The sequence below is a fragment of the Arthrobacter sp. ISL-69 genome, from assembly GCF_018613775.1.
Lineage (GTDB): Bacteria > Actinomycetota > Actinomycetes > Actinomycetales > Micrococcaceae > Arthrobacter.
Window position 1 is genome coordinate 396,019 of record NZ_JAGGPO010000005.1, and the last position, 26,958, is coordinate 422,976.

Below are 26,958 nucleotides of genomic sequence, written 5' to 3' on the forward strand. Positions count from 1 at the left end.
GCGTCCGGTTATTTGTGGCAGGAAGTGAGAGAGCGTTGGGCTGCTACCCCAGCGGGCGGTGCATCTCCACGGCCTCTTCGTGCCGCGGGCTGTCAGGATTCATTAGCGAGTGCTTGCGGCCGTAGCCGAAGTAGATGATCAGGCCGATGACCAGCCAGATCACGAAGCGCCATTTGGTGTCCGCGGGAAGCTGCCAGATGAGCAGCGCGGAGGCCAGGACGCCGAAAGCCGGGATGAACGGCATCAGCGGAAGGCGGAACGTGCGGGGCGCATCGGGCTTCTTGTAACGGAAGACGATCACGGCCACGCAGACCACCACGAATGCCGCCAGGATCCCGATGTTTGTCAGGTCGGCGACAGCCTTGATGGGGAAGACACCAGCCAGCAGCGCCGAAGCGACACCGGCAATCCACGTCACGCGCTGAGGGGTTCCATGCTTGTCTGTTCCAGCGAACCAGCCGGGCAGGAGACCATCGCGGCTCATGGAGAACCAGACGCGGGTGACGCCGAGCAGGAAGGTCAGCATCACGGTGAGGATGGAGAGAACGGCGAATACCGAGATAATGGTGGCAATCACGGGCAGGCCGACGCTGGTAAAGGCTGAGGCGAAACCAGCAGCAGGATCGATGTCCTTGTAGTTCTGCATTCCGGTGAGGACCAGGGTGGCCGCTACGTACAGGAGCATGGCGATGATCAGAGACAGGACGATGGCCTTGGGCATGTGCTTCTTGCCGTCCGTGGCTTCCTCGGCCGCCGTACTCATGGCGTCGTACCCGAACACGGCGAAGAAGACGGTCGCAGAGCCCGCCAGCACCGGGCCGAACCCGCTGGGCATGAACGGGTTGTAGTTATTGGTGTCGATGTAGAAGACGCCCAGGCCGATAATGAACAGAATCAGGACTACTTTGATAGCCACGGCTACCAGTTCAAACCGGCCGAAAGCCTTGGTTCCGCGGGACAGGATCCAGGTCACCAGAAGACAGACCAGGATGGCGGGAATGTTGACGATGCCGCCCTTGCCTTCATCCGCAGTCGAGGTCATCCACGTAGGCAGGTGAATTCCGATGCCGGAGAGGAAAGCGTCAAAGTAGCCGGAAATGCCGATGGCCACTACCGCTACGATTGCGATGTATTCGAGCAGAAGGTCCCAGCCGATAAACCAGCCGATCACTTCGCCCAGGGCCACATAGCCGTACGTGTAAGCGGAACCAGCACGTGGGATCATTCCCGCGAATTCTGCATACGAAAGGGCTGCCGCCGCTGAGGCCAGGCCCGCAATAAGGAATGAGATCAGCACCGCGGGCCCCACACCCGGAGTGTCTTCATTGCCGGCCGCGACCAGCCCGGCGAGGGAGAATATCCCGACGCCGATAATGCCGCCGACGCCGATGGCTGTCAGTTGCCAGAGGCCGAGCGATTTGAATAGTCCGCTGTGCTTGTTTTCTTCTTCAATGTCGTCGAGTGGCTTGCGCCGCATTATTGATTGGGTCGTATCTCTAGTACTCATCAGGAACTCCTGCTTGGGGTGCGGCCCCATCGCGGTGCCCTGACGCGGGTCTGTGACGGGGGTAACTCACTGGATCAGTATGCAAGCCCAATTGCATTAGATAAAGTGAATTCTCCTAATTAATATTCATTAGATTTAGCGAAGGAACAGCCATGCTCGACGTCCGGCGGTTGAGGCTGCTCCGTGAACTGAAGATCCGGGGAACCCTGGCCGAAGTGGCGGACGCCCTGCAGTACAGTCCCTCGTCGGTCTCCCAACAGTTGGCAGTGCTGGAAAAGGAAGCCGGAGTCCAGCTGCTGCGCAAGACCGGACGCCGGGTCCAGCTGACCCCGCAGGCCGAGGTCCTCGTTGCACACACCGCCCATCTTCTCGAAACCCTGGAGCAGGCCGAGGCGGACCTGGCGGCCTCGCTGACCACGGTTACAGGCACGGTCCGGATCGCCGTCTTCCAGTCCGCGGCCCTGGCCCTGATGCCGGGCACACTCACGCGGATGGCAGCCCGTTACCCCGAGGTGAGGATCGAAATGGTCCAGCGGGAGCCGGAGACTGCGCTGCACGAAACGTGGGCCCGGGACTTTGACCTGGTCATCGCGGAACAGTATCCCGGCCACGCCGCCCCGCGGTACGCGGAACTGGACCGCGTCCGGCTGACCAGCGATGCAATCCGGCTGGCCATCCCGGGACCGGACAAGGGCCTGGCGCCCATCAGCTCGCTCGAGGACACAGCGGACCTCGCGTGGGTGATGGAGCCGAGGGGCGCGGCGTCCAGGCACTGGGCCGAACAGGCCTGCCGGAGCGCCGGCTTTGAGCCCGACGTCCGGTACGAAACTGCCGACCTGCAGGCCCAGATCCGGCTGATCGAGTCCGGCAACGCCGTCGGCCTGATGCCGGACCTGGTCTGGACCGGACGGGGAACGTCAGCGGAACTGCTGCTCCTGCCGGGCAATCCGCACCGGACCGTGTTCACGTCCGTACGGCGGTCCAGCGTCAAGCGGCCCGCCATCCTGGCCGCCCGGGAAGTGCTGGCCATAACGGCCGACTCAATTGCTCCGGCGGGACCGGTCCCGCCGGAGGCCAAGTCCGCCTGATTCTTGGGCATTATCCGAGGTTGCCCACGGATCAGCAGGGGAGTTGCCTACGTCACAGCGCGGAATTACACCGGGCGTTAGACTGAACACGTTATGAATCGCACAATGTTTAAGTCCAAAATCCACCGGGCCACTGTCACGCATGCCGATCTGCACTACGTCGGGTCGGTCACCGTTGACCTGGACCTGCTGGAGGCTGCGGACATTCTCCCGGGAGAGCTCGTAGCGATCGTCGACGTCACCAATGGCGCCCGCCTGGAGACGTACACCATCGCCGGCGAGCGCGGTTCCGGTGTCATCGGCATCAACGGGGCGGCCGCGCACCTGATGCACGAAAATGACATCGTCATCCTGATCACCTATGCCGAGATGACCACGGAAGAGGCCCGGTCCTACACGCCGAAGGTTGTCCACGTGGACAAGGACAACAAGATTGTCCAGATCGGCAACGACCCCGCCGAGGGCCACACCCGCGGCCTCATGCGGCCGCCGTTCGCCCTGAACAACTCCGCCCTGAACTAAGCCAGCAGCCAGCGCGGGGCCTCCCCGGGAGGGCGCGGATCCGGCAACGCACGCAGCCGGAACCCGGCCCGTCCGGATACCGAGATCCTGCCCACACTCCGGCTTCAGGCTGATTAAATCTGATTAGGCTGGGATGGTGAACGCTAACCCGTGCCCGCCTGCCCTGCCAGAGACGCTGTCAAGGACAATCTCCGGGACGTCCGGGTGCTAGGCGTTCTCGCGGGCTTCTTCGTGGTGTGGTGCATCATCCTGGTCGGAATGTTCGTGGGCCGCCGGAACGTGCTCGGAGAGAACGCCCGTTCCGTGCTCAGCGCACTGACCTTCTTCGTGGCCAGCCCCGCCCTCCTGTTCGAGACCCTCGGCAAGGCCAAGCTGCACGACGTCTTTGCCGCTCCCCTGCTGGTCACTGCGGTCGGCGCAGCGGTTACGGCGGCCCTCTTCTTCGTGATTGTCCGGTTCCTGCTTAAACGGACCGTTCCCGAATCCCTGATGTCGTCGATGAGCGCGTCACTGGCGAACTCCGCCAACCTGGGCATCCCCATCGCCGTGTACGTCCTGGGGGACGCCAGCTACGTGGCGCCGCTGCTGATCTTCCAGCTGGCCTTCTTCACCCCGCTCTTCCTGATGGCCCTGGACGCCACCACCAGCTCGCACCGGACCACCCCCGCCGGCTTTGCGCTCATGATCCTGAAGAACCCGATGATCGTGGGTTCCGCCCTGGGCCTGGTCGTCGCAGGGACGGGCTGGAAAGTCCCTGACCTGGTCATGCAGCCCATCCACCTGATCGGCGGGGCAGCCATCCCGGCCATGCTGATCGCGTTCGGCATGAGCCTGAACGGATCGCGTCCGCTGCAGGCAGCCGCGGGGCGCCGCGCTGACGCGCTGCTTGCCAGCGGCTTCAAACTCGTCATCCACCCGGCCATCGCCTACGTTTTCGCCCGGATGCTCGGCATGGAAGGGCATGCCCTGTTCGCCGTCGTGGTGACGTCCGCACTGCCCACCGCCCAGAACGTGTTCGTGGCGGCCAGCCGCTACCGGACGGGCATCACCGTGGCCAAGGACACCGTCCTGATCACCACAGTCGTCGCCGTCCCGGCCATGATCGGCGTGGCCCTGCTCCTGACCTAGTTCTTCTGGTGCTGGTCCAGGAGCCGGGCGCAACGGATGAAGCCGAGGTGCGAGTACGCCTGCGGGTGGTTGCCCAGGTGGGTTTCGGTGCCGGGATCGTATTCCTCGGGCAGCAGTCCGGTGGGACCGAACAGGTTCACCAGCTGGTCGAACAGGTCCCACGCCTCCTCGATCCGGCCCACTGCCACGTAGGCCTCAATCAGCCAGGTGGTGCAGATGTGGAAGCCGCCCTCCAGGCCCGGCAGTCCGTCGTCGTACCTGTACCGGAAAACGGTGGGTCCCACCCGAAGCTCCCGTTCCACGGCGGTGACCGTGTCCAGGAACCGCTGGTCGTTCACGTCCAGCAGGCCGGACAGGCCGATGTGCAGCACCGCCGCGTCCAGGTCCGGACTGTCGTAGGCCACGGTGTAGGACGCCGCGCCGTCGTCCCAGCCTTCACGGAGGACTTCCGCGCGGATGGTTGCGGCGGTGGGCGCCCACGACGGTTCCGGTTCCCTGCCGTGCCGGGCAGCGGTGCGCAGGGCCCGGTCCAGCGTCACCCAGCACATGACCTTGGTGTACACGTGATGCCGCGGGGCCCGGCGCGCTTCCCAGATCCCGTGATCGGCCTCATGCCAGCGGGCCATCACCGCGGATGCCATCTGGACCATGAGCTCCCAGTGCGAATCCTCCAGCGCGCCCTCGCGTTCGCTCACTGCGGAGATAAGTTCGGCGATTGGCCCGAACACGTCGAGCTGCACCTGGTGGTCCGCTGCGTTGCCGATCCGGACGGGACGGGACCCCGCGTAGCCGGGCAGGCTTTCGATGATGGCCTCCGTGGACAGCGGCGCTCCCGTGACCGAATACAGCGGGTGCAGCCATTCCGGCCCGGGCGCGTTGTCCAGGATCCGCCCCAGCCAGCGGAGGAACCCGTACGCTTCCGTGGTGGAACCCAGGTCCACCAGCGCGTTGACCGTCATGGAGCCGTCCCGCAGCCAGCAGTAGCGGTAGTCCCAGTTCCGGGTGCCGCCGATTCCTTCCGGTAGTGATGTGGTGGGCGCGGCGAGCACGGCACCGGTGGGTTCGTGCACCAGTGCGCGAAGCACCAGCGCCGAGCGGCGCACCAGCGATGGCTTGACGCCCGGCAGTGCCAGGTCCTGGACCCACTGCCGGGAGTGATGGGCGACGGCGGCACGGCGCTCCGTTTCGCCGCTCACCTGGGCGTGGCTCGGATCGGTGTCACCGCAGCGCAGGTTGAGCACCACGGGCCCGTTCTGCAGGTTGACGTCCGCGGTGGCAGTGGCATGGCGGCCGTCCGAGGTGATGGAAAAACTGACGCCGGGAGCCAGCAGGATGATGGGATCCGAGGTGCCCACCACGTGCAGTTCCTCACGCCGGGCCTCCATGCTGAACGGGGCGTTGGCGTAGTCGGGCCGGGGAGCGAAGACGATCCTTGCCGCGCCGCTCCCTGACAGCACCCGGACCAGGCTGGTGATCCCGTCCGGGGCCGGTTCGAGGTAGTCGGTCACCGTGACGTCTGCCCAGCGGGTCTCCACGATCATGGTGCTGTCCACGTAGCGCTGGCCCAGAACCTGGGACGCCTTGACGGGTTCCACCGAGAAGTGGCCCGCTGCGTCGCCACCTAGGATATGGGCGAACAGGGACCCGGAGTCCGGCAGCGGGTGGCTCATCCAGCAGACCTTGGCTTCAGGGGTGATCAGGGCCGTGGACGAGCCGTTGCCGATCATGGAGTGGCGCTCCAGGCCGACGGCGTCCTCCCCGAAGAGCCACGCCCGCCGCAGTTCAAACAGGATGGCCAGTACCCGGGCAAAGGATTCAGGATCCCGCAGCCGGTGGGCCGCGGCCGTTGGCCCCTCCCCCACCTTGATGCCCATGTCCGGGCCGCGGAGGGTGGCCATGGCAAGTTCGTCGCTGGAAGCATCACCGGCGTACAGGGCGGCGCTCACTCCCAGGCGGGCACGGAGATGCTCCAGGGCGTCGGCCTTGGACGGTTCAACCACGGAGAGGTCCAGCACGGAACCGTCAACAATGTAGAACAGGCCGTGGGCGCGAGCGACTGCCTCGGCTTTTTCCAGGACCTTGGCGACGATCGCGGGCGAGGCCGGCCGCGTGTGCACGGACACCGCCACCGGCTTCCGTTCGATGCTGATCCCCTTGTAGGCGCCGATAGTTTCAACCAGGGCCTGGCTCGCCTGCTGCAGGACGGATTCGGTGGCCAGCGAGAGCCCGTGGGCGAAGCCCATGTCGAATTCCGCCCCGTGCGAACCCACCAGGTGCACTTCGGCCGGGAGCCGGGACACAGCCGCCAGGTCCCGCAGCGACCTGCCGGAGATGACGGCGGCGTGGGTATTGGGCAGGGCGGCCAGGGCCCGGAGGGCGATCGCGGCGCTGCCCAGCGGCAGGGTCTCGGTGGAGATGCCTTCCGCATCACAGAGGGTGCCGCCGTAGTTGCAGGCCACCAGCAGCCCGGGCGTCCGGGCAAGGATCTTAAGTTCAGCGAGCAGGTTCGGTGTGAGGCCGTCGTCGGCGGCATCCGACTGCACAAAGGCGCGGAGCAGGCCAAGCGGCAGGGACCGAGTCAGGAGGGCGGAATCGGCCACGGTCTGGTTGAGCGGAGTAGGCACAGGCGACGTCCTTCGGATAATCCCCAATGATGCGCGAGAAAGTCCGGCGAGGGACATACCCCCAGTTTCCTGTGCCGTAGTTACGTCAGAATATCCCTGTCATTGCGGGAATGTAACATGTGCGCGCCCTCCCTTTGAGGCAGAGGGCGGCTCCCGGCCAGCTACTGCCGCGCCCGCTTCAGCACAACCACAGTGGCGTCGTCGGAAACCTCCCGGCCGGAGGCCAGCTCCAGGACGGCGTCGCAGGCGGCCTGCGCGCTGGCGCTGGCGGAGACAGTGCCGGCCACCACGGCGGTCAGGACCTCGACGTCAGGGTAGACATCGAGCAGTCCGTCGCTGACCACTGCCAGCGAGTCGCCGGGCTCCAGCGAAACCTGGTGCGCGTCCCACTCCTGGCCCGGCCAGGCTCCGACCGGCGGTCCGCCGGTGACCAGCCGCGAAGAGCTGCCGTCCGCCTTGATGTGCAGCGCCAGTCCGTGGCCGGCGTCCACATAGTTCAGGATGCCCGTGGAGGCGGTGAGCCGGGCGTGGAAGAGGGTGACGAAAGACGCGGACTGCTCCAGGTCGGCTTCGAGGATCCGCCCGGCGGACTTGAAGGCCTCGCCCAGCGGCGATCTGTGGGCAACCGAACGCATGACGGCGCGGACGGTGGCCGCGATCAGCGCGGCCCCCATGCCTTTGCCCATGGCGTCCGCCAGCGTCAGATGCAGGCCGCCGTCGTTCGGGTACCAGTCGAAGAAGTCGCCGCCGACGTTGCGGGACGGCCGGAACGACCCGGCGATGTCGAACCCGTCGAGGGACAGTCCCTCCGCCGGCAGCAGGCTGCGCTGGACCTCGACGGCGCGGCGCAGTTCGTCCTGGACTGCGGCTTCGTGTACGGCGCTGGCGCGCGGCCGGCGGAACAGGGCGGTGATCCTGGACCCGAGCTCGCGGGGGCTGAAGGGCTTGGTGAGGTAGTCGTCCGCGCCGGTGTCGAGCCCGGTCAGGCGGTCCAGCTCCTCGCCTCGGGCGGTGATCATCAGGATGTAGGCGTCGGAGAAGCGGCGCAGTTCGCGGCAGACCTCAACGCCGTCGATGTCGGGCAGGTTCAGGTCCAGCGTCACCAGTTCAGCGCCGTCACGCTGCATCAGTTCAATGCCGGCCCGTCCCGTTGAGGCGGAGGAAACCTGGAAACCCTGCTTGGTCAGGATGTGGACCAGCAGGCCGCGGATGTCTTCATCGTCCTCAATGACCAGGGCACGGCGTACGTCCGGCTCAACAGTCATGCACTTATTAGACTCCGTGCGGCTGTTATTGTCACATCCGTATCTTCCGTGACGTTCTGCCACACGGGCCGTGTGGCCCCGGCGACGCCGACGCCACCCGACAGCGGACATCCGCGGCCGGGGAGGCGGCGCCTAGACCCGGGCCATCCCGGCTGCCGCGGCGAGCAGTTCGACGGAGCGCAGGCGGGCCTCTGTTCCGTTGCTCTGGTGGGCCACGATCAGCTCGTCCGCGTCAGCATGGGCCGTGAACTCGTCGAGGTAGTCCATCACCACATCCGGAGTGCCAATGGCCGAGTACTTCATCATCTGGGCCACGTGCTGGCCCTGCGGCGAATCGAGGATCATGTCCGCCTCATCGTCGGTAAACACCCTGCCGTTGCCGAAGAACAGGGACACGCGGGCGCGCTTGGTGGCCTGGAACATCTCCTGCGCCTCGGCGGCTGAATCGGCCGCAATCACATTCACGCCGGCGATCACATGCGGAGCGTCCAGCTGGGCCGAGGGCTTGAATTCGCGGCGATAGGCGGCGACGGCATCCTGCAGGGCGTTGGGTGCGAAGTGCGAGGCGAAGGCGTACGGCAACCCGAGCTGCGCTGCCAGCCGGGCCCCGAAAAGCGAGGACCCCAGAATGTACAGCGGCACGTTGGTGCCCTTGCCCGGCGTGGCTTCCACACTCTGGATGCGGGTGGGGCCGGTCAGGTAGCCCTGCAGTTCCAAGACATCCTGCGGGAAGCTGTCCGCCGACATCGGGTCGCGGCGGAGGGCTCGCATGGTGTTCTGGTCACTGCCCGGCGCACGGCCCAGGCCGAGGTCGATGCGTCCGGGATGCAGCGTCTCCAGCGTGCCGAACTGCTCGGCGATGGTCAGCGGGGAGTGGTTGGGCAGCATCACGCCGCCGGCGCCCAGCCTGATGCTGGTGGTGTTGGCCGCGATGTGGGCGATCAGCACGCTCGTGGCCGAGGAGGCGATGGAGGACATGTTGTGGTGCTCCGCGTACCAGACCCGGCGGTAGCCCAGTTCCTCGGCCCGCTGCGCCATGGCCACGCTGCCGGCGAAACTCTCGGCCGCTGTCTGACCTTTCGCGATGGTGGCCAGGTCAAGGATGGAAAGCGGAACAGTCACGGAGGAGCCGGCCTTTCGTAGCGGAGCAGTGGCGGTCCGTTCCGGTAGCGGAACAGGCACACTGGCGACAACGACGGCGGCGGCCGGGTTATTTCTGGATGTCGCCGTGGCGCCGGACACGCAGGGAGGGGCCGCCGTGTCCGGTGACCCCTCCCTGCGTTTTAGCTCACCTGTGCTAGTTTCCTATTGCGCTAGGCCACGCAACCTCCGAGGGCGATCTGGCCGTCGATGGCGGCGATCTGGCCCTGTACGCTGCCCAGCTGGGCCTGGAGGGACTTGACCTTCGCCTTCTGCACTTCGATGGCGTCCTTGTTGGTCTTCTTTTGCGCCGTCAGAGTGTTGAGCTGGCCCTGGGCGGACGTGACCTGCTGGTCCAGTGTTGTCAGCTGTAGTTGTAGTGCCTTGAGCTGGGCCTCCGTGGCGCTGATCTCGCCGTTGAGCTTATTCAGCTGGTCCAGCAGCGGAGCCACCTGGGTCTGCAGACGCAGAACGTCAGCTTCCTTGCCTGCGATCTGCTCGTTGAGGACCGCTAGCTGGGCGACCAGGGTGTCCAGCTCCCCGTTCAAGGTCGCGATCTCACCCTGCTTGGTGGAAACCGATGCGTTGGCGCCGTCCACGGCGGATTGCAAGGCCGGCAGCTCGTTTTGCAGCCCGCTGACCTCTGCCTTTTTGGCCTCGACGGCCGCGTTTGCGGCTGCAAGGGCGTCGTTTGCTTCGGCCAGCTTGGTCTGGAGCCCGCTGAGAACGTTCTTCTGTTCCGCGATCGCGGCCTGGGCCTCGGCCACGCCCTGAGTCAGTCCCGGAAGTGCAGCCTCAAGGTCCGCCACTACCTGTTGCTGCGTGGAGACGTTAGCCGCGGCCGTGGCTGCGGCACCTTGGAGCGCGGGCAGCTGACCCTGCAGAAGGGTGAGCTCTCCCTGCTTGGCGGTGACGCTGGCGTTGGCATTACTGACCGTCGCCTGGAGCCCCGGAACCTGTGCCTTCAGGGCAGCGATCTCGCCCTCCTTCGTGGCGACGGCGGCGTTGGCTGTGGTCAGCGCGGCCTGAAGCGGTGCGGCCTGCTGCTGCAGGGCGCTGCTTTCCTGCTGCTTGGCCAGGAGCTGGGCGTTGAGGGTGTTAACCGAGGTCTGAAGAGTGGTCAGGTCACCTTGGTACCCGGAGATCTGGGCATTCTTTGTGGTGATCTGGCCGTTCACGGTGGTCAACTCGGCCTGGTACGCAAGAATCTGGGCCTCACGTGCCTCGCGCTCCTCCTTCTTTCCGCCATTGATCGCCCCCAAACGTAGGATCTCGCCAGCAAGAAACGACTTGCGCGCTTGTAGAACCACGAGATCCGCGTTCGCCTGCGTGAGCTGCGCCTGTTTGGCCGTAATCAAGACGTTCTTTGCCGCAATCTGCCCCTGCAGCGCAGTGATCTCGCCGTCGACGGTTGCGATCTTGTTTGCGTTGGCGGCGAGCGCCGAGGCAGCCGCAGCCGCATTCGCTTGCAGCGCGGTCAGCTCCGTCTGGGCCTGAGTGATCGCAGCGTTCTTGGCGGTCAGGGCATCCGCGGCCTGGCTGGCGGCAGTTTGCAGCGCCGCGAGTTCGCCCTGCGCCGTGCCGATCTCTGCGTTCTTGGCGGCCACAGCATCCGCCGCTGATTGGGCTGTGGCCTGCAGGGTAGCGAGTGTGGCTCTTGCTTCAGCAGCCTTCGCCTGCTGGGCCTCCAATTGCGCCTGGGCGGTCTCCCCAGCACCTTCAAGCCGCGTCAGGTCGGTATCCGCATCAGCAACTGCCTGGGCAGCTGTGGCTGCAGCCGCCGCCGCTTGTTCCGCGGCACCCGTCAGGCTGGTTAATTCGCCCTGTGCCGTCACGATTTCAGTGTTCTTGCCGGCGAGGGCGTCAGCGGCCGCATTTGCAGCGGCCTGGAGTGGCGGGAGTTCGCCCTCTGCCACGCTGATCTCGCTCTTTTTCGCGGCTTCCTGGGCTTCGAGGCCTGCCCTCTGTTTGCCCAGCAGGGCAGCCGCGGCCTGGGCCACGCCAAGCTCCTCCTGCAGCGGCGTGAGTTGCGCTTCGGTGGTGGCCTTCTCCGCTTCGAGTCCGGCAAGCACCTTCTCGACATCGGCAACCGACTGGACAACATTGGTCTGGGCGACCTTAAGCCCGGCCAGTTCGGTGGCTGCCGAGTCCATGTCCGAGGTCAGCTGCTGCTGCTCCGCGCTGAGCGCGGCAATCGCATTCTCTGCCGCGGCGATCTCCGCAGTCAGTCCGTCCGCCTTCGTCTGCAGCCCGGCGCGTTCGGCCTGCAGGGAGGCGATGAGAACGGCATTCTTGCGCGCCGCCGCCTTGAGCAGGTTCTCCTGCACGGTGCCGCGGTGGGCAAGCTGGTTCACCACTCCGTTGCAGATGCCTGATGTATCGGTTGCCGCCTGGGAGGCCGGGGCCAGCACCAGCATGCTGGTCAGGACGCCAGGGAGCACGACGGCGGCAGCGAGCCGGCGGGCGACGACGGATGTGGTGGACGCTTGTTGCATGGGGACTCCCGGGGTGCGAGACGGGATTTACGGCCATCATTGGCCGCAAACGTAGTCCCGATGCTAGGGGCGTCCGCCCGGGAAAACACCAGTAGATTCCACTCGTCTTTGGCTGTCTTCGTACCTGTTTCGTGTACGCAGTACTCGTTTCTAACTGAAGTTAGCTAGAGGTTGATCGGTGCACTTCTGTCACACGATTCACGCGGTAGCAGCCAGCGGCTACTTGCAGGCGTAGTTGTAGTCCAGGCCACTGGAGACATACTGCGTCAGCGCCACGCGGCTGCCCGGGGTGAGCCCTGACAGGGAACAGTTCGACTTGGCGCCGTTCAAGGTGCGGGCGCCGGCCAGCCAGCTGGGAAGCCCCGCCAGGTTGCTCGTCGAGGGAACGGTGCCGGCGATCTGACCCCACTGGTAGCCGGTGGAATAGATCCCGACGTCGGCGCCGATGCTTTCGAAGTAGGCGGTCATGCCCTCCAGGTCAGCCCGGTTGGCTTCCTTGTCCGGCTGCCAGCTGTTTTCCGTCTCCACATCCAGCCACCAGAAGTAGTCCTCCGGGTCGTCCACCCCACGCAGCACGGCGTCGTCGTACGCTTTCGCATAGCCGTACATGTAGGCGCAGGCCTTGTCATTCTTGCCCTCGCACTTCCCGTACGGGTTGTCCACTACGGTGCCCGAGTAGAAGTTGGACGAGGGCCACCAGGAACCGGCCAGCCCGGGGTTGGCGGTGTTCACGTACAGGGCGACCCGCGGCTGGGAGGTCGCCTGTGGATACTTGATGGTCAAGGCCGCCCAGTCCAGCTGCGCCTCGAGGCACGGATTCGTGGCGTTCGCGAGTCCGTTGTTGACGCCGACAATGGCGAAGGCGAGTCCGGAGGGAAGGGTCTTGCCGCACTGCGGCCACGAGACGTCAATGCCCACCGGATCGGCAGGCCGCGGCGGCGCCGCCGTCGCAGGTGCTCCGCCAAGCACCGCGAGGGCAACGGCGGTGGCAAGGGACAGAACCATCTTCAGCATTGATGCGGCCATACCAAAGTCTACTGCGGAGGCCTTGGGCAGGCCGGGCAATTCACCGCGCGGCACTAACCATGTTGCGTGACGCCAGCGGACGCCGGATTAACCCCGATTACCCCCTGTATCGCCCGGTTTCAAAGTCCTTTGACCGGACTTTCGCCCTGCCGGATAGTTGCTGGCACAAGCACCCAATCCGATAATTCCAAGGGGAAACCATGGCCCGTTTTTCACTCAGGCCCGGCGTCACCGCGGCGCTGGCCGCCACCACCTTGCTGGGCCTGGCGGCGTGCTCCGACCCCGGCGCATCGGCTGCAGCGGACTCCGCTCCGGCGTCGTCCGCCACCGGCGTCAAGCAGTTCAACCTCTCGCCGGAACAGGACGGCGTGACGGCAGCCGTGGACCCGGCAGCAGCGGCGCTGGTGCCTGAATCCATCAAGAAGGACGGCAAACTTACAGTGGCCGTCAGCCCGTTCGCGGCCCCGCTGGCCGTCTACGCCACGGACAACAAAACTCCGGTGGGCAACGAAGTGGATATCGCCGTCGCACTGGCCCAGACGCTGGGCCTCGAAGCGGACATCGTTCCCACCGCCTGGGCCGACTGGCCCCTCGGTGTGGAGTCCGGGAAGTACGAGGCCGTCCTGTCCAACGTCACTGTGACCGAGGAACGGAAGCTCAAGTTCGATTTCGCCAGCTACCGCGACGACAAGCTGGGTTTCTATGCCAAGGCCGACAGCTCCGTCGCCAAGGTGGAATCGGCACCGGATGTTGCCGGCAAGCGCGTGATTGTCGGGTCCGGGACCAACCAGGAATCCATCCTGCTGCGCTGGGATGAGGAGAACAAGAAGAACGGCCTGGCGCCGGTTGAGTTCCAGTATTACGACGACGACTCCGCCTCCTCGCTCGCCGTGCAGTCCGGACGGGCGGACCTGACGTTCGGGCCGAATGCTACGGCGGCGTTCAAGGCGGCCTCCGATGCGAAGACCAAGCTGGTGGGGCTGGTGGACGGAGGGTGGCCGCTGAAGGCGAGCATCGCCGCCACCACCAAGAAGGGCAACGGCTTCGCGGCCGCAGCCCAGGCAGGGCTCAACCACCTGATCGAAGACGGCAGCTACGCCAAGATCCTTGACCGCTGGGGCCTCACTGCCGAGGCGGTCCAGAAGTCCGAGCTGAACCCCGCGGGCCTGCCCAAAAAGTAGGCAGTCGTTCGGACCACCGTGGAAAACGCCGGGACCGCGGCGTACGCTCATGACATGAACCCACAAGAGCTCGCCAACCTGGCGCACCTGCGCCGGGCGCGGGACCTGATCGACAGGGACTTCGCCCACGCCCTGGACGTCCCCACCATGGCCCGCAAGGCCCTGATGTCGCCGGCGCACTTTTCACGGCAGTTCCGGGCCGCCTACGGCGAGACTCCGTACAGCTACATGATGACCCGCCGGATCGAGCGGGCCATGGCACTGCTCCGCGGTGGCATGAACGTGACCGATGCCTGCATGGCCGTGGGCTGTACGTCGTTGGGTTCTTTTAGCTCACGCTTCACCGAAATCGTGGGAGAACCGCCCAGCGCGTACCGGTCCCGCGAGCACAGCGCGGTGGAGGCCATGCCCGCCTGCGTGGCGAAGATCCGGACGCGGCCCACCCGGCACAGCGCCGCGGGCGGGGCGGACGCCGGGCCCGCGGATGGTGCCCAAGCGAGCAGGATTCGAGAAGCGATACTCATGCCCGCCGAATAGCGTTAGTCGCATGAACATTTCACTCCAGTACTGCAACATCACAGTCAACGACACCGAAAAAGCCCTCACCTTCTACCGTGACGCCCTGGGCCTCGAGGTACGCAACGACGTCGCCTCCGGAGGATTCCACTGGGTGACGCTCGGCAGCGCCGCCCAGCCGGATCTCGAGATCGTGCTCTCCGAACCGCATGCCGGACGTTCGCAGGAGGACGGGGACATGATGCAGGAGCTCCTCACCAAGGGCGTCCTGCCGATGCTCGTATTCCGCACCGACGATCTGGACGCAACGTTCGAGAAAGTCCGGGCGTCCGGCGCCGAGGTAATGCAGGAGCCCATCGACCAGCCCTGGGGTCCGCGCGACTGCGCCTTCCGGGATCCCTCCGGCAACATGGTCCGGATCTCGCAGACGCCGACGGCGTAACTCTCCATATCCACACGAATCCCCCGCCGGGTGCTCCGGCGGGGGATTCTGGTTTGATGGGCTGCGCCCAAGCATGGCCCAGTGGGTGATCGTGGTTCCTCTAGAGATACTGCTGCCAGATGGTCAGCTGCAGCTTCACGGTATCCGCGGCTGATTCCCTGTCAGCGTCTCCCACTTCCGTGCCGGACACCTCGTCACCCATCGGCTTGGACCCTCGCTTCCGGCGTTGCGGACGAGGGAGCGGCTTCCGCGTCAGCGGACTCCGCTGCGGGACGTTCCGGAGTCGCCAGTCCCAGGTTCTCGCGCAGCGTGCTCCCGGCATACTCTCTGGGGTAGACGCCACGTTCCTGCAGCGCCGGCACCAGGTGGTTAACGATGTCGTCCAGGCCAGTGGGGATGAGCCACGGCGAGATGTTGAAGCCGTCCACGGCTCCGGTGCGGGCGTACTCCATCAGCCGGTCGGCCACCTCGGAATAGGACCCGTTGAAGGTGGCGTCCACGCGGCTGGTCTTGGCGGAGACGAACTGGCGGATGGACAGCCCCTTCTCCTTGGCTTCCGCCCGCCACTGGTCGGCCAGCTGCCGCGCCTTGGCGCCGTGGAAGCCGCTCCCCCGGGTCTCGGACGTTTCCTCCACCACCGGATCAATGTCCGGGAGGGGGCCGTCCGGATCGTATTCGGCAAGTTCCCGGCCCCAGAACTGTTCGAGGTAGGCGATGGCCTGCTGCGGCCCGATCTGGAGGCTGCGGACCCAGGCCTTCTTCTCCAGGGCTTCCTGCGGCGTGGCCGCCAGGATGAACTCGCTGGCCGGCATGATCTTGACGTCGTTGGCGTTCCGGCCCGCCTTCAGCGTGCGCTCCACGATGTCGCTCCGGAACGTCAGGGCGTCGTCGAGCTTCGGGTGCGCCGAGAAGATGACGTCGGCCTGACGGGCGGCGAAGTTGCGCCCTTCCGGAGAGTCGCCAGCCTGGAACAGCACGGGCCGGTACTGGGTGCTGCGGGGCAGGCGCGGTGTGACGTCCACGGTGTAGTGCTGGCCCTCGTTGACCACCCGCCGCCACTGCCCGGATACGGGATCATGGGCATCCCAGATCCGCTTGGCCGTCTCCACGAACGCCTCGGCATGGGTGTAGCGGTCAGCGTGGTCAAGGTAGCCGCCGCGCCGGAAGTTCGCGCCGGTCCAGGCGTTGTCCGTGGTCACGATGTTCCACGCCGCGCGGCCGCCGGAGAGCAGGTCCAGCGAGGACAGCCTCTGCGCCAGGTCCGCGGGATCGTTGTACGTGGTGTTTTGGGTGGCCACGAGTCCGATGTTCGACGTCACCGATGCAAGGGCGGCGAGCATGGTCTGGGCGTCCGGGCGCCCGGCAACGTCCAGTTCGTGCGAGCGGCCGAGGTGCTCGCGGAGCCGGAGCCCTTCGCCCAGGAAGAAAGCGGCGAACAGGCCCCGCTCCGCCGTCTGCGCGATGCGGCGGAACGATTCGAAGTCCGTCTGGGAACCGGATTCGGCGGCCTTCCAGATGGTTCCCGAGTTGACGCCCTGGAAGAAGATGCCGAACTGGAGCTGGCCGCTCGGCTGGTATTTAGCACGGGTGTGCTGGGTCATGGTTTTTCCCTCAATTTCCGACGGCGGTTGCGGCGTAGCGGCTGGCTGGCCTTTCCAGACCCAGCATGTCCCGCAAGGTACCGTCCAGGGGCACCGGGGCCAGGACTCCGCGGCGGCGGAGTTCCGGAAGCACCAGGCGGGATAGTTCCTCGAGGTCCACAGCTAGCCCGGCGGGATGCAGGCGGACGCCGTCAGCCACTTCCAGCAGCTCGGTGAGCAGGTCGGCCAGGGCAGCCGGGGACCCGGCGAAGCGTGCCCGTTCGGCACCGGCAGGCTGCACGCCGGGCAGGTCCACTCCCGCAAGCCGCTGGGCGGCGCTCTGCCCGCGGGCATCCAGAACGACGTCGAGCTCCACCACGACGGCGGGCGCCGCCCGGCCGCCCAGCCGTTCCCTCACCTCGCGGACCTCGTCCGCGACGAGCTCAGGTGTGGGGGCCGAGACCAGGACGGCATCCACCGCGGTCGGCTCAACCAGGCCGTCTCCGGTCAGGGACGCCGGCACCAGCACGGGCACCTGCCCCTGCAGGGGACGCGGAATGATGGACGGGCCCTTGACCGAGTATCCGGGGCCGTCGAAGTCCGCGTAGTGCAGCTTCCCGGCGTCGACGTAGCGGCCGCTGGCGACGTCGCGAATCACGGCGTCGTCCTCCCAGGAATCCCACAGCCTGCGGCTCACCTCGATGGAGGCAGCGGCCTCCCGGGCAAGGCCTGCACCTGTGACGTGGCGCCGCCCGACGGCGGCTGCCGCCGCGCGGTCATCGTCCGCCGTTGCAATCCAGCCGGCCCGCCCGCCGGTCACGTAGTCCAGGCTGGCCAGCTGGGTGGAAACCTGGAACGGCTCGGTGTAGGCCGTGCCCACCTCCGGGATTAGGGCGATGGACCGGGTCAGGGGGCCGGCGAAAGCGGCGCGCTGCAGCGCGTTCAGCCGTCCGGCCTCCGGGGAGTCCCGGAAGGTCAGTGCGTGGAAACCGGCTGACTCAGCGGCCAGCACGGCAGCGGCGAGCGCCGGGCCCCCCGCCGTGCCTCCTCCGGCCGCGCCGCCGGTGGCGCCGTCAAGTTCCAGCGCCAGGAAGCCCCAGCCTGCGGGAGCCTTGGTTGCGTTGCTCATCATGCATCCTGACGGTCGGTGGGGGTCTTCTCGCCGGCTTCGACCGGCACGGGCAGGCGGTTCTCGGCAGGCGGCAGCGGGCATGTGGCCAGGTCGGTGTAGGCGCACGGCGGGTTCACAGCCCAGTTGAAGTCCAGGCTGACGGTGCCGTCCGGCGCGTAGGCCGGCGTGCCCCGGTATTCCATGAGCAGCGGGTTCCCGGGGTGCCGCGGCCGGACGATGTACTCGCCGCCGCGCTTGGCGAGCTCGACGACGGTGTCCCCCGCGGTGAGGTTGATGCCGTCGCGTTCGGCGATGGGTCCCAACTCCACGGTGGCACCGCCCTCGGGGTTCAGTTCCCTGCCGTCCCGCTGCAGGCTTTCGCCCGGCCCCAGGACCAGGCGGACGGCGTCATCCTCCACACGCCAGGTGCCGGGAACGCCATCGAGCCGGGCGGGTTCGGCGCCCAGCCAGTGCAGGTGCGTGACGGCGAGGAAGCCGTGCGGGTCAGCCCGGTGGCGTTCGTGAGCGTCGTGCCATTCGGCCCAGGCCGTGGCGAACGCGTCTTGCTGGGACTCAGCCCGGCGGGACGAATTTTCAGTGTGCGTAGACGTGGGCATGGTCGCTCCTGTAGTTGTCGTGGTCGGCGGTGACGGCCGCGGTGGCGTCGGGTTCGGTGGCTCCGGCAGACTCCGGACGGCCGCCGAAAGGATCCCGGGCCTCCCACAGGCTCGTGGGTGCGGCGGCCCGGACCGCGGGGATGACCTCGAGGGCGAACCGTTCGAGGATGTCGAGCTGCTGCTCGAACAGCAGCGTGGTGGGCAGGGAGATCGACTGCAGGTCGTGGCCGTAGACCTCGTGGTAGCGGAGGACCTTGTCGATCACCTGCTCCGGGCTGCCCACCAGGGCGGGCCCCTCCGCTACAGCGTGGTCGATGTCGCGGAACGTGTCCGTGCCGTTCATACTCCTCGCGGTAGTGCTCGATCAGCACCCGGTAGTTTTCCCGGGGCTGGATGGCGTTGGCCGTGAACAGCGAATCGCCCCACTTGGCCGCGAGCGCTGCGGAGGTCAGGGTGGTGGCTGAGCCGTGCCATACGCGTGGTGCGCCGGCGTACGGGCGCGGCGTGGTGGTGGCCGGCTCGGTCAGCGGGCTGCGGAAGCGGCCGGACCAGGTGACGTTGTCCTCGCGCCACAGCCGCCGCAGCAGCCCGTACTTTTCGGCCAGCAGCTCCCATTGGTCGCCCAGGTCCAACCCGAACAGCGGGTACTGCAGGACCTCGTTGCCTTTGCCGATCACCAGCTCCAGCCGGCCGCGGCTGAGCTGGTCGATGGTGGCATAGTCCTCCGCCACGCGAACAGGGTCCAGGACGGCAAGCACCGTCACGCCGCTCTGCAGCCGGATCGTGTTGGTGACAGCTGCGATCGCGGCCAGCACGGTGGTGGGCGAGGAGGAGATGAACTCGCCGGCGTGCCGCTCCCCGACGGAGAAGCTGTCGTACCCCAGTTCTTCCGCACGCCGGGCCGTCTGCACCACCTGGTTGAGTCGGTCCGCGGTGGAGACTATCGCCCCCGTTACGGGATTCTTAAGCTGCGGGATGATGTCCAGGACCTGGAATTTCATTTGCCGGTCCCGAAGTTTGCCTCGGTGACGGTTTTGGATTCCGGCAGGGCTTCCTCGGACAGGCCCCAGCGTTCCAGGACCTTGCCGTACGATCCGTCCTTAATGGCGGAATTCAGCGCCTCCGTGATGACCGGAGCGAGGCCGTTGCCCTTGACCGACGTGGCAGCCACAAGCGTCTCGGACGGCCAGCCGGCGTTGACCTTGCCTACGATCTTCAGGTCGTCCCGGGTGTTTTCCCGGTACACCGTGGACGGGTAGGGCGCGATGTTCAGGTCGGTGCGGCCCGAGGACAGGGCCAGGATGGTGTCAGCATCTGATGAGTAGTACTGGAGCACTGCCGGCGCCTTGCCTTTGCCCTCCAGTTCCTTGTTCCATGCCAGCAGGATCTTCTCCTGGTTGGTGCCGGAACCCACGGAGATCTTCAGGCCGGAGATGTCGTCAGCGCCCTTGATGTCATAGGAGGAGCTCTTCTTCGCCTCGAAGCCCATGTACGCGGCCCGGTAGCTGGCGAAGTCGAACAGCTTCACCCGTGCAGCGTTGATGCCCACGTTGGAGAACACGGCTTCGAAGTCGCCGGACTGGGTCTTCAGCGGCCAGTTCTCCCACGACGTGACCTGGACGTCGAGCTCCAGGCCCAGCTTGTCCGCCACGAGCTGCGCAATGTCCAGCTCGGAGCCGATGGGTGTCTTGTCGTCCGTGGCGTGGAAGGACAGCGGGATGGATCCGGCCGTTGTGGCCACGGTGAGCTCGCCGTCCTTGCCGATCAGCTCGGGGACCTTGGCGGCGAGCGCCGCATCCTTTTCCGCCCGGATCCGCTGCTGGTCCGGTGAGGTGTTGTAGACGACGCCGTTGCGTGCCGCCGTCGCGGATGTCTTGCTGGACGCGGAACCCGACGCCGCTGCCCCCGGATCGGAGCAGCCGGTCAGCGCCAGCGTGCCGGAGAGGGTTCCGAGGAGACGACGGCGGGCAGCGCCGCCAGGGTGCGCGGGCGGCCGCTTCGGTTGCGCCGGAAGGTGGAGAGTGCCATGGGCAGTTCCTTTAGATGTTGAAAGCGGGTTCGATCACCTTGGAGAAGAAACTCCGGGTGCGTTCTTCCTGCGGGTTGGTGAAGATGTCCTGGGGTGCGCCCTGTTCCACGATCTGTCCCTGGTCCATAAAAACCACGGTGTCCGCCACGTCGCGGGCGAAGCCCATCTCGTGAGTGACGATGATCAGTGTTGTTCCGGACTTGGCGAGCTCCCGGATGACGTCCAGGACCTCGTTGACGAGTTCGGGGTCCAGGGCGGACGTGGGTTCGTCGAAGAGGAGGATCTTGGGGTCCAGGGCCAGGGCGCGGGCGATGGCCACGCGCTGCTGCTGGCCGCCGGACAGCTGGCGCGGGTAGGCGCCGGCCCGGTCCTTGAGACCCACCCGGTCCAGCAGTTCCAGCCCGCGGGCACGGGCTTCGGCTTTTGACCGGCCTTGCGCGACGACAGGGGCCTCGGTGACGTTCTCCAGCGCCGTGAGGTGCGGAAAGAGGTTAAAGTTCTGGAACACCATGCCGATTTCGGTCCGCTGCTCGAGGATGTCCTTCTCGCGCAGTTCGTGGAGGCGTTTCCCGCGGACCTCGTAGCCCACCAGTTCGCCGTCGATGGCGATGAACCCGCCGTCCACCTTTTCCAGGTGGTTGATGGTGCGCAGCAGGGTGGACTTGCCGGACCCGGACGGCCCCACGATGACGGCCACGCCGCCCGGTTCCACGGTCAGCGTGATGCCTTTGAGGACTTCGGTGGCACCGAAGGACTTGCGGACCTTGGTGATTTCCACGAGCCCGCGGGTGGTGGCGGGGCCCGCGATTTCGGTTGCCGCCTGGGCGGTTTCAGTGACTGCCGTGCTCATCGGGTGCCCTTTGCTCGGTTGTCGGTAACGGCAGCGTGGGTGGCGAAGAACCTGCGGGCCTTCTGGAGCGGCGTCAGCGGGAGGGTCCGCACGGCGCCCTTCGAATAGTGGCGCTCGATGTAGTACTGGAAGACGCTCAGCACGGAGGTGATCACCACGTACCAGAGGGTGGCCACCAGCAGCAGGGGAAGCACTTGCTGGGTGCGGTTGTAGATGACCTGGACGGTGTAGAACAGCTCCGAATAGGCCAGGACATAAACGATGGAGGTGCCCTTGACCAGGCCGATGATCTCGTTGAAGGCCGTGGGAAGGATGGCCCGCATGGCCTGGGGCAGGACGATCCGGGTGGAGCGGCGCCAGGCGGGGATCCCCAGGGCTGCGGCTGCTTCCAGCTGGCCCTGGTCCACCGACAGGATGCCGCCGCGGATGATTTCGGCCGAGTACGCTGCCTGGTTCAGGGTCAGACCCAGCACTGCGGCCGCAAACTGGCTGATCAGTGTGGTGGTCTGGACTTCGAAGAAGCGGACGTCCGTAAAGGGAATCCCCAGGCTGATCTTCTCGTAGAGGTAGCCCAGGTTGTACCAGAGCAGCATCTGCACCAGCAGCGGGGTGGAGCGGAAGATTGACTATGGCAGTTTGAGTGGGGACCGGTTTTGCAGTTTGTTTTGGGCCCACTTTGCGGCTCGCCGGTTGATGAATCGCAGTTTCAGTTGAGCCCACCCCACGGTTGATTCCATCGAGACGTTTTTCCCAACAGTGGAAGGCAGTGATGGAGTTGAGAGTGGAGCTTTTCGCCAAGATTCGCCGGGACGCCAGGGTCAGGGGACTGTCGATCCGGTCCATTTCTCGGGAGAACCGGGTATCGCGTAGGACGGTCCGTCAGGCGTTGGCAGCTGCTGAACCGCCCGCAAGGAAGACTCCATCGCGTAGTGCGCCGAAGTTGGGTCCGCTGAGAGCGGCCATTGATGAGATGCTTTTGGCGGATCTGGATGCCCCTCGGAAGCAACGCCATACCGCTCAACGAATTTTCGACCGCCTGATTGATGAGCACCAGGCGGTCATCTCGTATTCCACGGTTCGCCAGTACGTGAAAGCCCGCAGAGCCGTCATTGCAGTCGAGTCCGGCAAAGCGCCGGTGGAGGTCTTCGTCCCGCAGGAACACGCCCCGGGTGCGGAGGCGGAGGTGGACTTCGGTGACGTTTGGGTGGATCTGGCCGGCGTCAGGACCCGGTGTTACATGTTCGCGTTCCGGCTTTCGAACTCGGGAAAATCCGTCCACCGCGTATACCCAACCTGCGCTCAGGAAGCGTTCCTGGAAGGACATATTGAAGCATTCAACGCCTTGGGCGGTGTTCCGACGCGGCATATCCGCTATGACAACCTCACCTCTGCAGTCACCAAAGTCGTCTATGGCGCTGGCCGGCAACGCGTGGAGAATGACCGCTGGATACTGTTCCGTTCCCACTATGGCTTCGATGCCTTTTATTGCGAGCCCGGTATCAAGGGCGCCCACGAGAAAGGCGGGATCGAAGGGGAAGTGGGCAGGTTCCGACGGAACTTCCTGACGCCCGTCCCCGCCGTGAACACTCTGGTCGACCTCAACGACCTGCTCAGGATCTGGGACGAAGACGAGAACGGGCGAAGGATCTCCCAGAGGCTGCGAACTATCGGCCAGGACTTCGCCGTCGAACAGCCTCTGCTGGCTTCGCTGCCGAAAGAGAATTTCGACCCTGGGCTGGTGCTGACGCCGAGGGTGGATCGGTCCTCGTTGGTCACGGTTCGTTCCACGAAGTATTCGGTACCTGTACGGTTCATCAACAGGAAAGTTCGGGTGTCCCTGCAAGCCACACAGGTGAGAATCTTTGACGGCCGGAGCCTGATCGCTACCCATCCCCGGACCGTACTCAGGGGCGGGCAATGCGTTCAGTTGGACCACTATCTTGAAGTCCTGAAGATCAAACCAGGTGCGCTGCCTGGATCCACGGCGCTGGCTCAGGCCCGTGAAGCAGGGTTGTTCACCCCAGCTCACGATGCATTTTGGGCTGCTGCCCGCAAAACCGACGGTGATGCCAAGGCGACCCGTGAACTGATCGACGTGTTGCTGCTTCATCGGGTGATGGACGCCGGCGACGTCGTTGCCGGTATCACCGCAGCCCTCCGTGTCGGGGCTGTCACCGCTGACGTGGTCGCGGTCGAAGCAAGGCGCGTCGCTGCCGAAAGGACCACCCCTGGGTGGGTCCAGCCCGATTGCGATCCCGGCGCGAATGCCGGTGTTGTCGAGCACCGCGTTGTCAGTCTCACTCAACGCCGCCTCGCGGACCCGGCGGCGGTGATCGCCGGTTTGCCGTCGGACAAGCGACCGCTGCCCACCGTAGCCGGCTACGACCAGCTGCTGAATCGGCGCACCGCCCACGCCACCGACCCCGAGCCATCACCGAGCAAGGAATACGTCTCATGAGCCCTACCCAGCCTGTTGTTGTGTCCCAGACATTGCGCCGTCGCCGCGGCCTCACCGAGCAGGCCGCGGTCGCCGCGGTCGACCAGGCCTGCCGGCGCCTCCGGCTACCCACCATCCGCGCCGTGCTCGACGAAGCCCTCGCCGTCGCGGGCAAGGAACAGCTCTCCTACCAAGGCTTCCTGGCGGAATTGCTCCTCGCCGAATGCGATGACCGGGACCGGCGCTCGTCCATCCGCAGAGTCAAGTCAGCGGGCTTCCCGAGGGACAAATGGCTCGGAGATTTCGACTTCGACTCGAACCCGAACATCAACCCCGCCACTGTCCACACCCTGGCTACCGGGGAATGGATCCGCAAAGGATCACCGCTCTGCCTGATCGGTGACTCCGGCACCGGGAAATCCCATCTGCTGATCGGGCTCGGGACCGCCGCGGCGGAGAAGGGCTTCCGGGTCAAATACACCCTCGCTACCCGTCTCGTGAACGAACTCGTCGAGGCGGAAAACGAGAAAGCCCTGGCCAAAACCATCGCCCGGTACGGGCGGGTCGACCTGCTCTGCATCGACGAACTCGGCTACATGGAACTGGACAAACGCGGCGCCGAACTCCTCTTCCAGGTTCTCACCGAACGCGAAGAGAAAGCCTCCGTGGCCATCGCCACCAACGAATCGTTCTCCGGCTGGACCAAAACTTTCACCGACCCCAGACTCTGCGCAGCCATCGTCGACAGGCTCACCTTCAATGGCACCATCATCGAAACCGGCACCGACTCCTATCGCCTGGCCCGCACCCTGGCGCAACAGGCTGCCAGGTGAAGCCCACGGCCGAGAATAGAACCGGGGAAAGTGCCTGCCACAGGGGCAGGGTGGAGTCTGCCCCCCGTATTTCTGCTGCTGCGCTCATTTGCCTTCCGGGGCCCGCCTGTTATGCAGAAATCGAATCAATACCACAGGAGCAATCCCCACGATCAGGAACACGCAGTCATGGATGCTGTTCAGGATGTCCTGAACAGTGCGTCCGATCCGGTCCAGGGCGTGGACCACGATCACGTCGCCCTTGCTGGCCTGATCTTGCGCCTCGTGGAGTCCCGGGCGGTTTGTCGTGAACCCCTATATCTCAAGTCTTCAGAGCTAGCGTTTCGAGTGTGGCCTATCGACCGCTTTCGTCGACTTGCCCATTTGGCCTGTTCCGCTTCTAGAGGGAGACCCGCTGCGACGCGTCGGCTCTTTCTTCGCCGATGTGTTTAGGCGTTTGAGACCTCCACAGCGCCTACTGTGCCGGCGAAGACCGCTGCAATCGTCCGCCGCCTGCCGCCGGCATCAGGCGGCCTCGGAGGCTGATCGAGCTACTTGAATCAGACGATCCATTTTTGAAGTAAAAGTCTCATCAGCTCCGAAAAACGTCTTGTCAGTGAGCCTCCACCCGAATCTGTCAAAGGCGGACGCCTTCACTTCGGCCCCTCCGGAGGTTGGTCGAATAGTCACTAGGAGCCCTACTGGAGCGTTATTCTTCCCCCAGGGGATAAGTTCGCCCCAGAGCCTGTACAAGATCTTCGATCCCGTCGTGATTTCGAGTTCTGAGCTCGTCGACCTGACTCTGTATTGCCGATCGCTAAAGGCCTTTACAAGGGTGGCTTCCACGTCCTCCGGGTTCAAGGATGCAAGCCAAGTTTCTGAACGGTAAAAGATTGGATTCGCATTGCTTTTTGGCCCCACGTCTGACACGGTGCTTCCCCTCGTTGTTCGGCTTGGCAACCTACCTGATCTTTCCAGTTTTATCAGGCCTTCCAGTTGCACGAGATCAGGCCCCAGATCGTACCTTGGAGACCACCTAGTACTGCGCCGCCGGTGGAACCGATGACCGCGCCGGGGAAGGCACCGACACCAACTCCAGCCGCCGCACCTGACACGGCTCCTACTATTGCACCGAAGAAGAATCCCTCCTGCACGTCGTCAATGATTGTCTCTTTGACGCAGTCGCCGGGGACTGTGGAATTAACGGTGTATCTGGCTCGACACGCCGGGCGGTGAGCCTGGCGGGGAGGAGCCCGATATGGCCGTAACACTTGAGGCTGTGCCGAGTACGAAAACCGTTGAGAAACTGACAGAGAAGTCCGAGGTCGAGGCCGCTCGCGAGCTGGTGAGGATGGCCAAGGAGCAGGGCCTGGCCTTGACCGGTCCTGACGGGCTGCTGAAGATGCTGACGAAGACCGTTATCGAGACCGCCTTGGACGAGGAATTGACCGAGCACCTCGGTTATGAGCGGCACGACACGGCCGCAAAGGTCACCGCCAACTCGCGCAACGGCACCCGGCCCAAGACGGTGTTGACGGAGACGACAGGCCCGGTGGAGATTGACGTTCCGCGGGACCGGGAAGGCACGTTCGAACCGAAGATCGTCGCCAAGCGCCAGCGGCGCCTGACGGGCGTTGATGAGATGGTCCTCTCGCTCTACGCGAAGGGCCTGACGACCGGGGAAATCAGCGCACATTTCGCCGAGATCTACGGTGCCTCGGTCTCGAAGGAAACGGTCTCGCGGATCACCGACAGGGTCATCGATGAGATGAATGAATGGCAGAACCGGCCGCTGGACGAGGTTTACGCCGCGATCTTCATCGATGCCATTGTGGTCAAGATCCGGGACGGGCAGGTCGCCAACCGGCCCATCTACGCCGCCATCGGGGTCACTCTGGACGGCGAGAAGGACATCCTGGGTCTCTGGGCCGGGGCCGGCGGCGAGGGCGCTAAATTCTGGATGAGCGTCCTCACCGACATCAGAAACCGCGGTGTGAAGGACAGCTTCTTCCTGGTCTGCGACGGGCTCAAAGGCCTGCCCGAGGTCGTCGGGAACGTTTGGCCGCTGACGACCGTCCAGACATGCATTATCCACTTGATCCGGAACACCTTCCGGCTGGCTTCGAAAAAGGACTGGGACGCGCTCAGGCGCGATGTGAAGCCGATCTACACGGCACCGAACGCCACGGCGGCCCGGGCAGCGTTCGAGGAGCTCACGGAGCGCTGGGGCAGGAAATACGGGGCGATTGTGCGGTTGTGGGAGAACGCGTGGGAAGAGTTCATCCCGTTCCTGGACTACGACGTGGAAATCAGGCGCGTGATCTGCTCGACAAACGCAATCGAGTCGCTGAACGCCCGGTACCGGCGCGCCGTAAAGGCGAGGGGTCATTTCCCGACCGAGCAGGCTGCGCTAAAGTGCCTCTATCTGGTTACCCGATCGTTGGATCCGACCGGTGCCGGCAGGACCCGATGGACGATGCGGTGGAAGCCCGCTTTGAACGCCTTCGCCATCACTTTCAGCGACCGATTCCCGGCAGCTGAAAGCTACTAAAAGAAACCGCCGGATACACCGTTAACGAGATAGTCCC

General features: G+C 65.3%; 19 protein-coding genes and 4 pseudogenes. 9 read left to right on the forward strand and 14 right to left on the reverse strand.

The features are described from left to right. Nucleotides 1-43: 43 nt before the first annotated feature. Nucleotides 44-1,507: an amino acid permease gene (locus J7I79_RS02860; RefSeq protein WP_214949919.1), complete on the reverse strand. Its 1,464-nt coding sequence runs from the start codon at nt 1,505-1,507 to the stop codon at nt 44-46. Nucleotides 1,508-1,659: 152 nt separating this feature from the next. Between J7I79_RS02860 and J7I79_RS02865 the strand changes: the two genes are divergently transcribed. The 3 genes from J7I79_RS02865 to J7I79_RS02875 all read left to right on the forward strand — a co-directional run bounded on the left by J7I79_RS02865 (nt 1,660) and on the right by J7I79_RS02875 (nt 4,245). Beyond that, nucleotides 1,660-2,595 carry a LysR substrate-binding domain-containing protein gene (locus J7I79_RS02865; RefSeq protein WP_214949927.1) on the forward strand — a complete coding sequence of 312 codons (936 nt, stop codon included), beginning with the start codon at nt 1,660-1,662 and terminating at the stop codon, nt 2,593-2,595. 93 nt (nt 2,596-2,688) lie between these two features. After that, nucleotides 2,689-3,117, forward strand: coding sequence for an aspartate 1-decarboxylase (gene panD, locus J7I79_RS02870; RefSeq protein WP_214949935.1), 429 nt, complete (start codon nt 2,689-2,691; stop codon nt 3,115-3,117). Between the two features lie 204 nt (nt 3,118-3,321). Next, on the forward strand, nt 3,322-4,245 hold the full coding sequence (locus J7I79_RS02875; protein WP_214950072.1) for an AEC family transporter: 924 nt from the start codon (nt 3,322-3,324) through the stop codon (nt 4,243-4,245). Here J7I79_RS02875 and J7I79_RS02880 read toward each other — a convergent pair. From J7I79_RS02880 to J7I79_RS02900, 5 genes are all read right to left on the reverse strand, one after another. Next, on the reverse strand, nt 4,242-6,869 hold the full coding sequence (locus J7I79_RS02880; protein WP_214949937.1) for a trehalase-like domain-containing protein: 2,628 nt from the start codon (nt 6,867-6,869) through the stop codon (nt 4,242-4,244). The genes J7I79_RS02875 and J7I79_RS02880 overlap by 4 nt on opposite strands. Nucleotides 6,870-7,030: 161 nt before the next feature. Beyond that, a complete protein-coding gene (locus J7I79_RS02885; protein ID WP_214949945.1) occupies nt 7,031-8,134 on the reverse strand; it encodes a PP2C family protein-serine/threonine phosphatase in 1,104 nt (367 codons plus the stop codon). Between the two features lie 132 nt (nt 8,135-8,266). After that, nucleotides 8,267-9,256 (reverse strand): LLM class flavin-dependent oxidoreductase, encoded by a 990-nt coding sequence (locus J7I79_RS02890; protein WP_214949947.1) that lies wholly within the window; start codon nt 9,254-9,256, stop codon nt 8,267-8,269. A gap of 191 nt (nt 9,257-9,447) precedes the next feature. Further along, nucleotides 9,448-11,769, reverse strand: a complete 2,322-nt coding sequence (locus J7I79_RS02895; RefSeq protein ID WP_214949949.1) for a chromosome segregation ATPase — start codon at nt 11,767-11,769, stop codon at nt 9,448-9,450. 219 nt (nt 11,770-11,988) lie between these two features. Further along, nucleotides 11,989-12,795 carry a hypothetical protein gene (locus tag J7I79_RS02900; protein ID WP_214949952.1) on the reverse strand — a complete coding sequence of 269 codons (807 nt, stop codon included), beginning with the start codon at nt 12,793-12,795 and terminating at the stop codon, nt 11,989-11,991. 200 nt (nt 12,796-12,995) lie between these two features. Here J7I79_RS02900 and J7I79_RS02905 point away from each other — a divergent pair, with 200 nt between their 5' ends. From J7I79_RS02905 to J7I79_RS02915, 3 genes are read left to right on the forward strand one after another with little or no spacing between them, the layout of a single operon-like run. Beyond that, nucleotides 12,996-13,976, forward strand: a complete 981-nt coding sequence (locus J7I79_RS02905) for an ABC transporter substrate-binding protein (RefSeq protein ID WP_214949954.1) — start codon at nt 12,996-12,998, stop codon at nt 13,974-13,976. A 54-nt stretch (nt 13,977-14,030) separates the two neighbouring features. Next, nucleotides 14,031-14,513 carry a helix-turn-helix transcriptional regulator gene (locus J7I79_RS02910; protein ID WP_214949956.1) on the forward strand — a complete coding sequence of 161 codons (483 nt, stop codon included), beginning with the start codon at nt 14,031-14,033 and terminating at the stop codon, nt 14,511-14,513. Nucleotides 14,514-14,523: 10 nt separating this feature from the next. After that, nucleotides 14,524-14,934 (forward strand): VOC family protein, encoded by a 411-nt coding sequence (locus J7I79_RS02915; RefSeq protein WP_214949963.1) that lies wholly within the window; start codon nt 14,524-14,526, stop codon nt 14,932-14,934. 194 nt (nt 14,935-15,128) lie between these two features. On the opposite strand, the gene J7I79_RS02920 is transcribed toward J7I79_RS02915, so the two are convergent. The 7 genes and pseudogenes from J7I79_RS02920 to J7I79_RS02950 all read right to left on the reverse strand — a co-directional run. Then, nucleotides 15,129-16,535, reverse strand: a complete 1,407-nt coding sequence (locus J7I79_RS02920) for an NtaA/DmoA family FMN-dependent monooxygenase (RefSeq protein ID WP_214949969.1) — start codon at nt 16,533-16,535, stop codon at nt 15,129-15,131. Nucleotides 16,536-16,545: 10 nt separating this feature from the next. Then, complete coding sequence (locus tag J7I79_RS02925) at nt 16,546-17,643, reverse strand: LLM class flavin-dependent oxidoreductase (protein WP_251042280.1); 1,098 nt, start codon at nt 17,641-17,643, stop codon at nt 16,546-16,548. Then, nucleotides 17,643-18,242: a DUF1684 domain-containing protein gene (locus tag J7I79_RS02930; RefSeq protein WP_214949973.1), complete on the reverse strand. Its 600-nt coding sequence runs from the start codon at nt 18,240-18,242 to the stop codon at nt 17,643-17,645. Before J7I79_RS02930 ends, J7I79_RS02925 begins: the two co-directional genes overlap by 1 nt. Further along, a pseudogene (locus tag J7I79_RS02935) lies at nt 18,220-19,243 on the reverse strand (LLM class flavin-dependent oxidoreductase). Before J7I79_RS02935 ends, J7I79_RS02930 begins: the two are co-directional and overlap by 23 nt. Beyond that, nucleotides 19,240-20,270: pseudogene (locus tag J7I79_RS02940) on the reverse strand (transporter substrate-binding domain-containing protein). The pseudogenes J7I79_RS02935 and J7I79_RS02940 overlap by 4 nt, the downstream one beginning before the upstream one ends. An 11-nt stretch (nt 20,271-20,281) precedes the next feature. After that, on the reverse strand, nt 20,282-21,121 hold the full coding sequence (locus J7I79_RS02945; RefSeq protein WP_251042281.1) for an amino acid ABC transporter ATP-binding protein: 840 nt from the start codon (nt 21,119-21,121) through the stop codon (nt 20,282-20,284). Then, nucleotides 21,118-21,744: pseudogene (locus tag J7I79_RS02950) on the reverse strand (amino acid ABC transporter permease); the annotation flags it as partial. The gene J7I79_RS02945 and the pseudogene J7I79_RS02950, both read right to left, overlap by 4 nt. A 146-nt stretch (nt 21,745-21,890) precedes the next feature. Here J7I79_RS02950 and istA point away from each other — a divergent pair. Together istA and istB are read left to right on the forward strand one after the other, a co-directional pair. Beyond that, nucleotides 21,891-23,579 carry an IS21 family transposase gene (istA, locus tag J7I79_RS02955; RefSeq protein ID WP_214950076.1) on the forward strand — a complete coding sequence of 563 codons (1,689 nt, stop codon included), beginning with the start codon at nt 21,891-21,893 and terminating at the stop codon, nt 23,577-23,579. Continuing rightward, the gene (istB, locus tag J7I79_RS02960) at nt 23,576-24,391 is read left to right on the forward strand and encodes an IS21-like element helper ATPase IstB (protein WP_214949981.1); all 816 of its coding nucleotides are present in this window, start codon (nt 23,576-23,578) and stop codon (nt 24,389-24,391) included. Before istA ends, istB begins: the two co-directional genes overlap by 4 nt. Before the next feature lie 84 nt (nt 24,392-24,475). Here the strand turns inward: istB and J7I79_RS02965 are convergent. Then, nucleotides 24,476-24,673 (reverse strand): annotated as a pseudogene (locus tag J7I79_RS02965) (recombinase family protein); the annotation flags it as partial. Between the two features lie 955 nt (nt 24,674-25,628). On the opposite strand from J7I79_RS02965, the gene J7I79_RS02970 reads away from it, so the two are divergent. Beyond that, nucleotides 25,629-26,921, forward strand: a complete 1,293-nt coding sequence (locus J7I79_RS02970) for an IS256 family transposase (protein ID WP_214949983.1) — start codon at nt 25,629-25,631, stop codon at nt 26,919-26,921. The last annotated feature ends 37 nt before the right edge of the window (nt 26,922-26,958 follow it).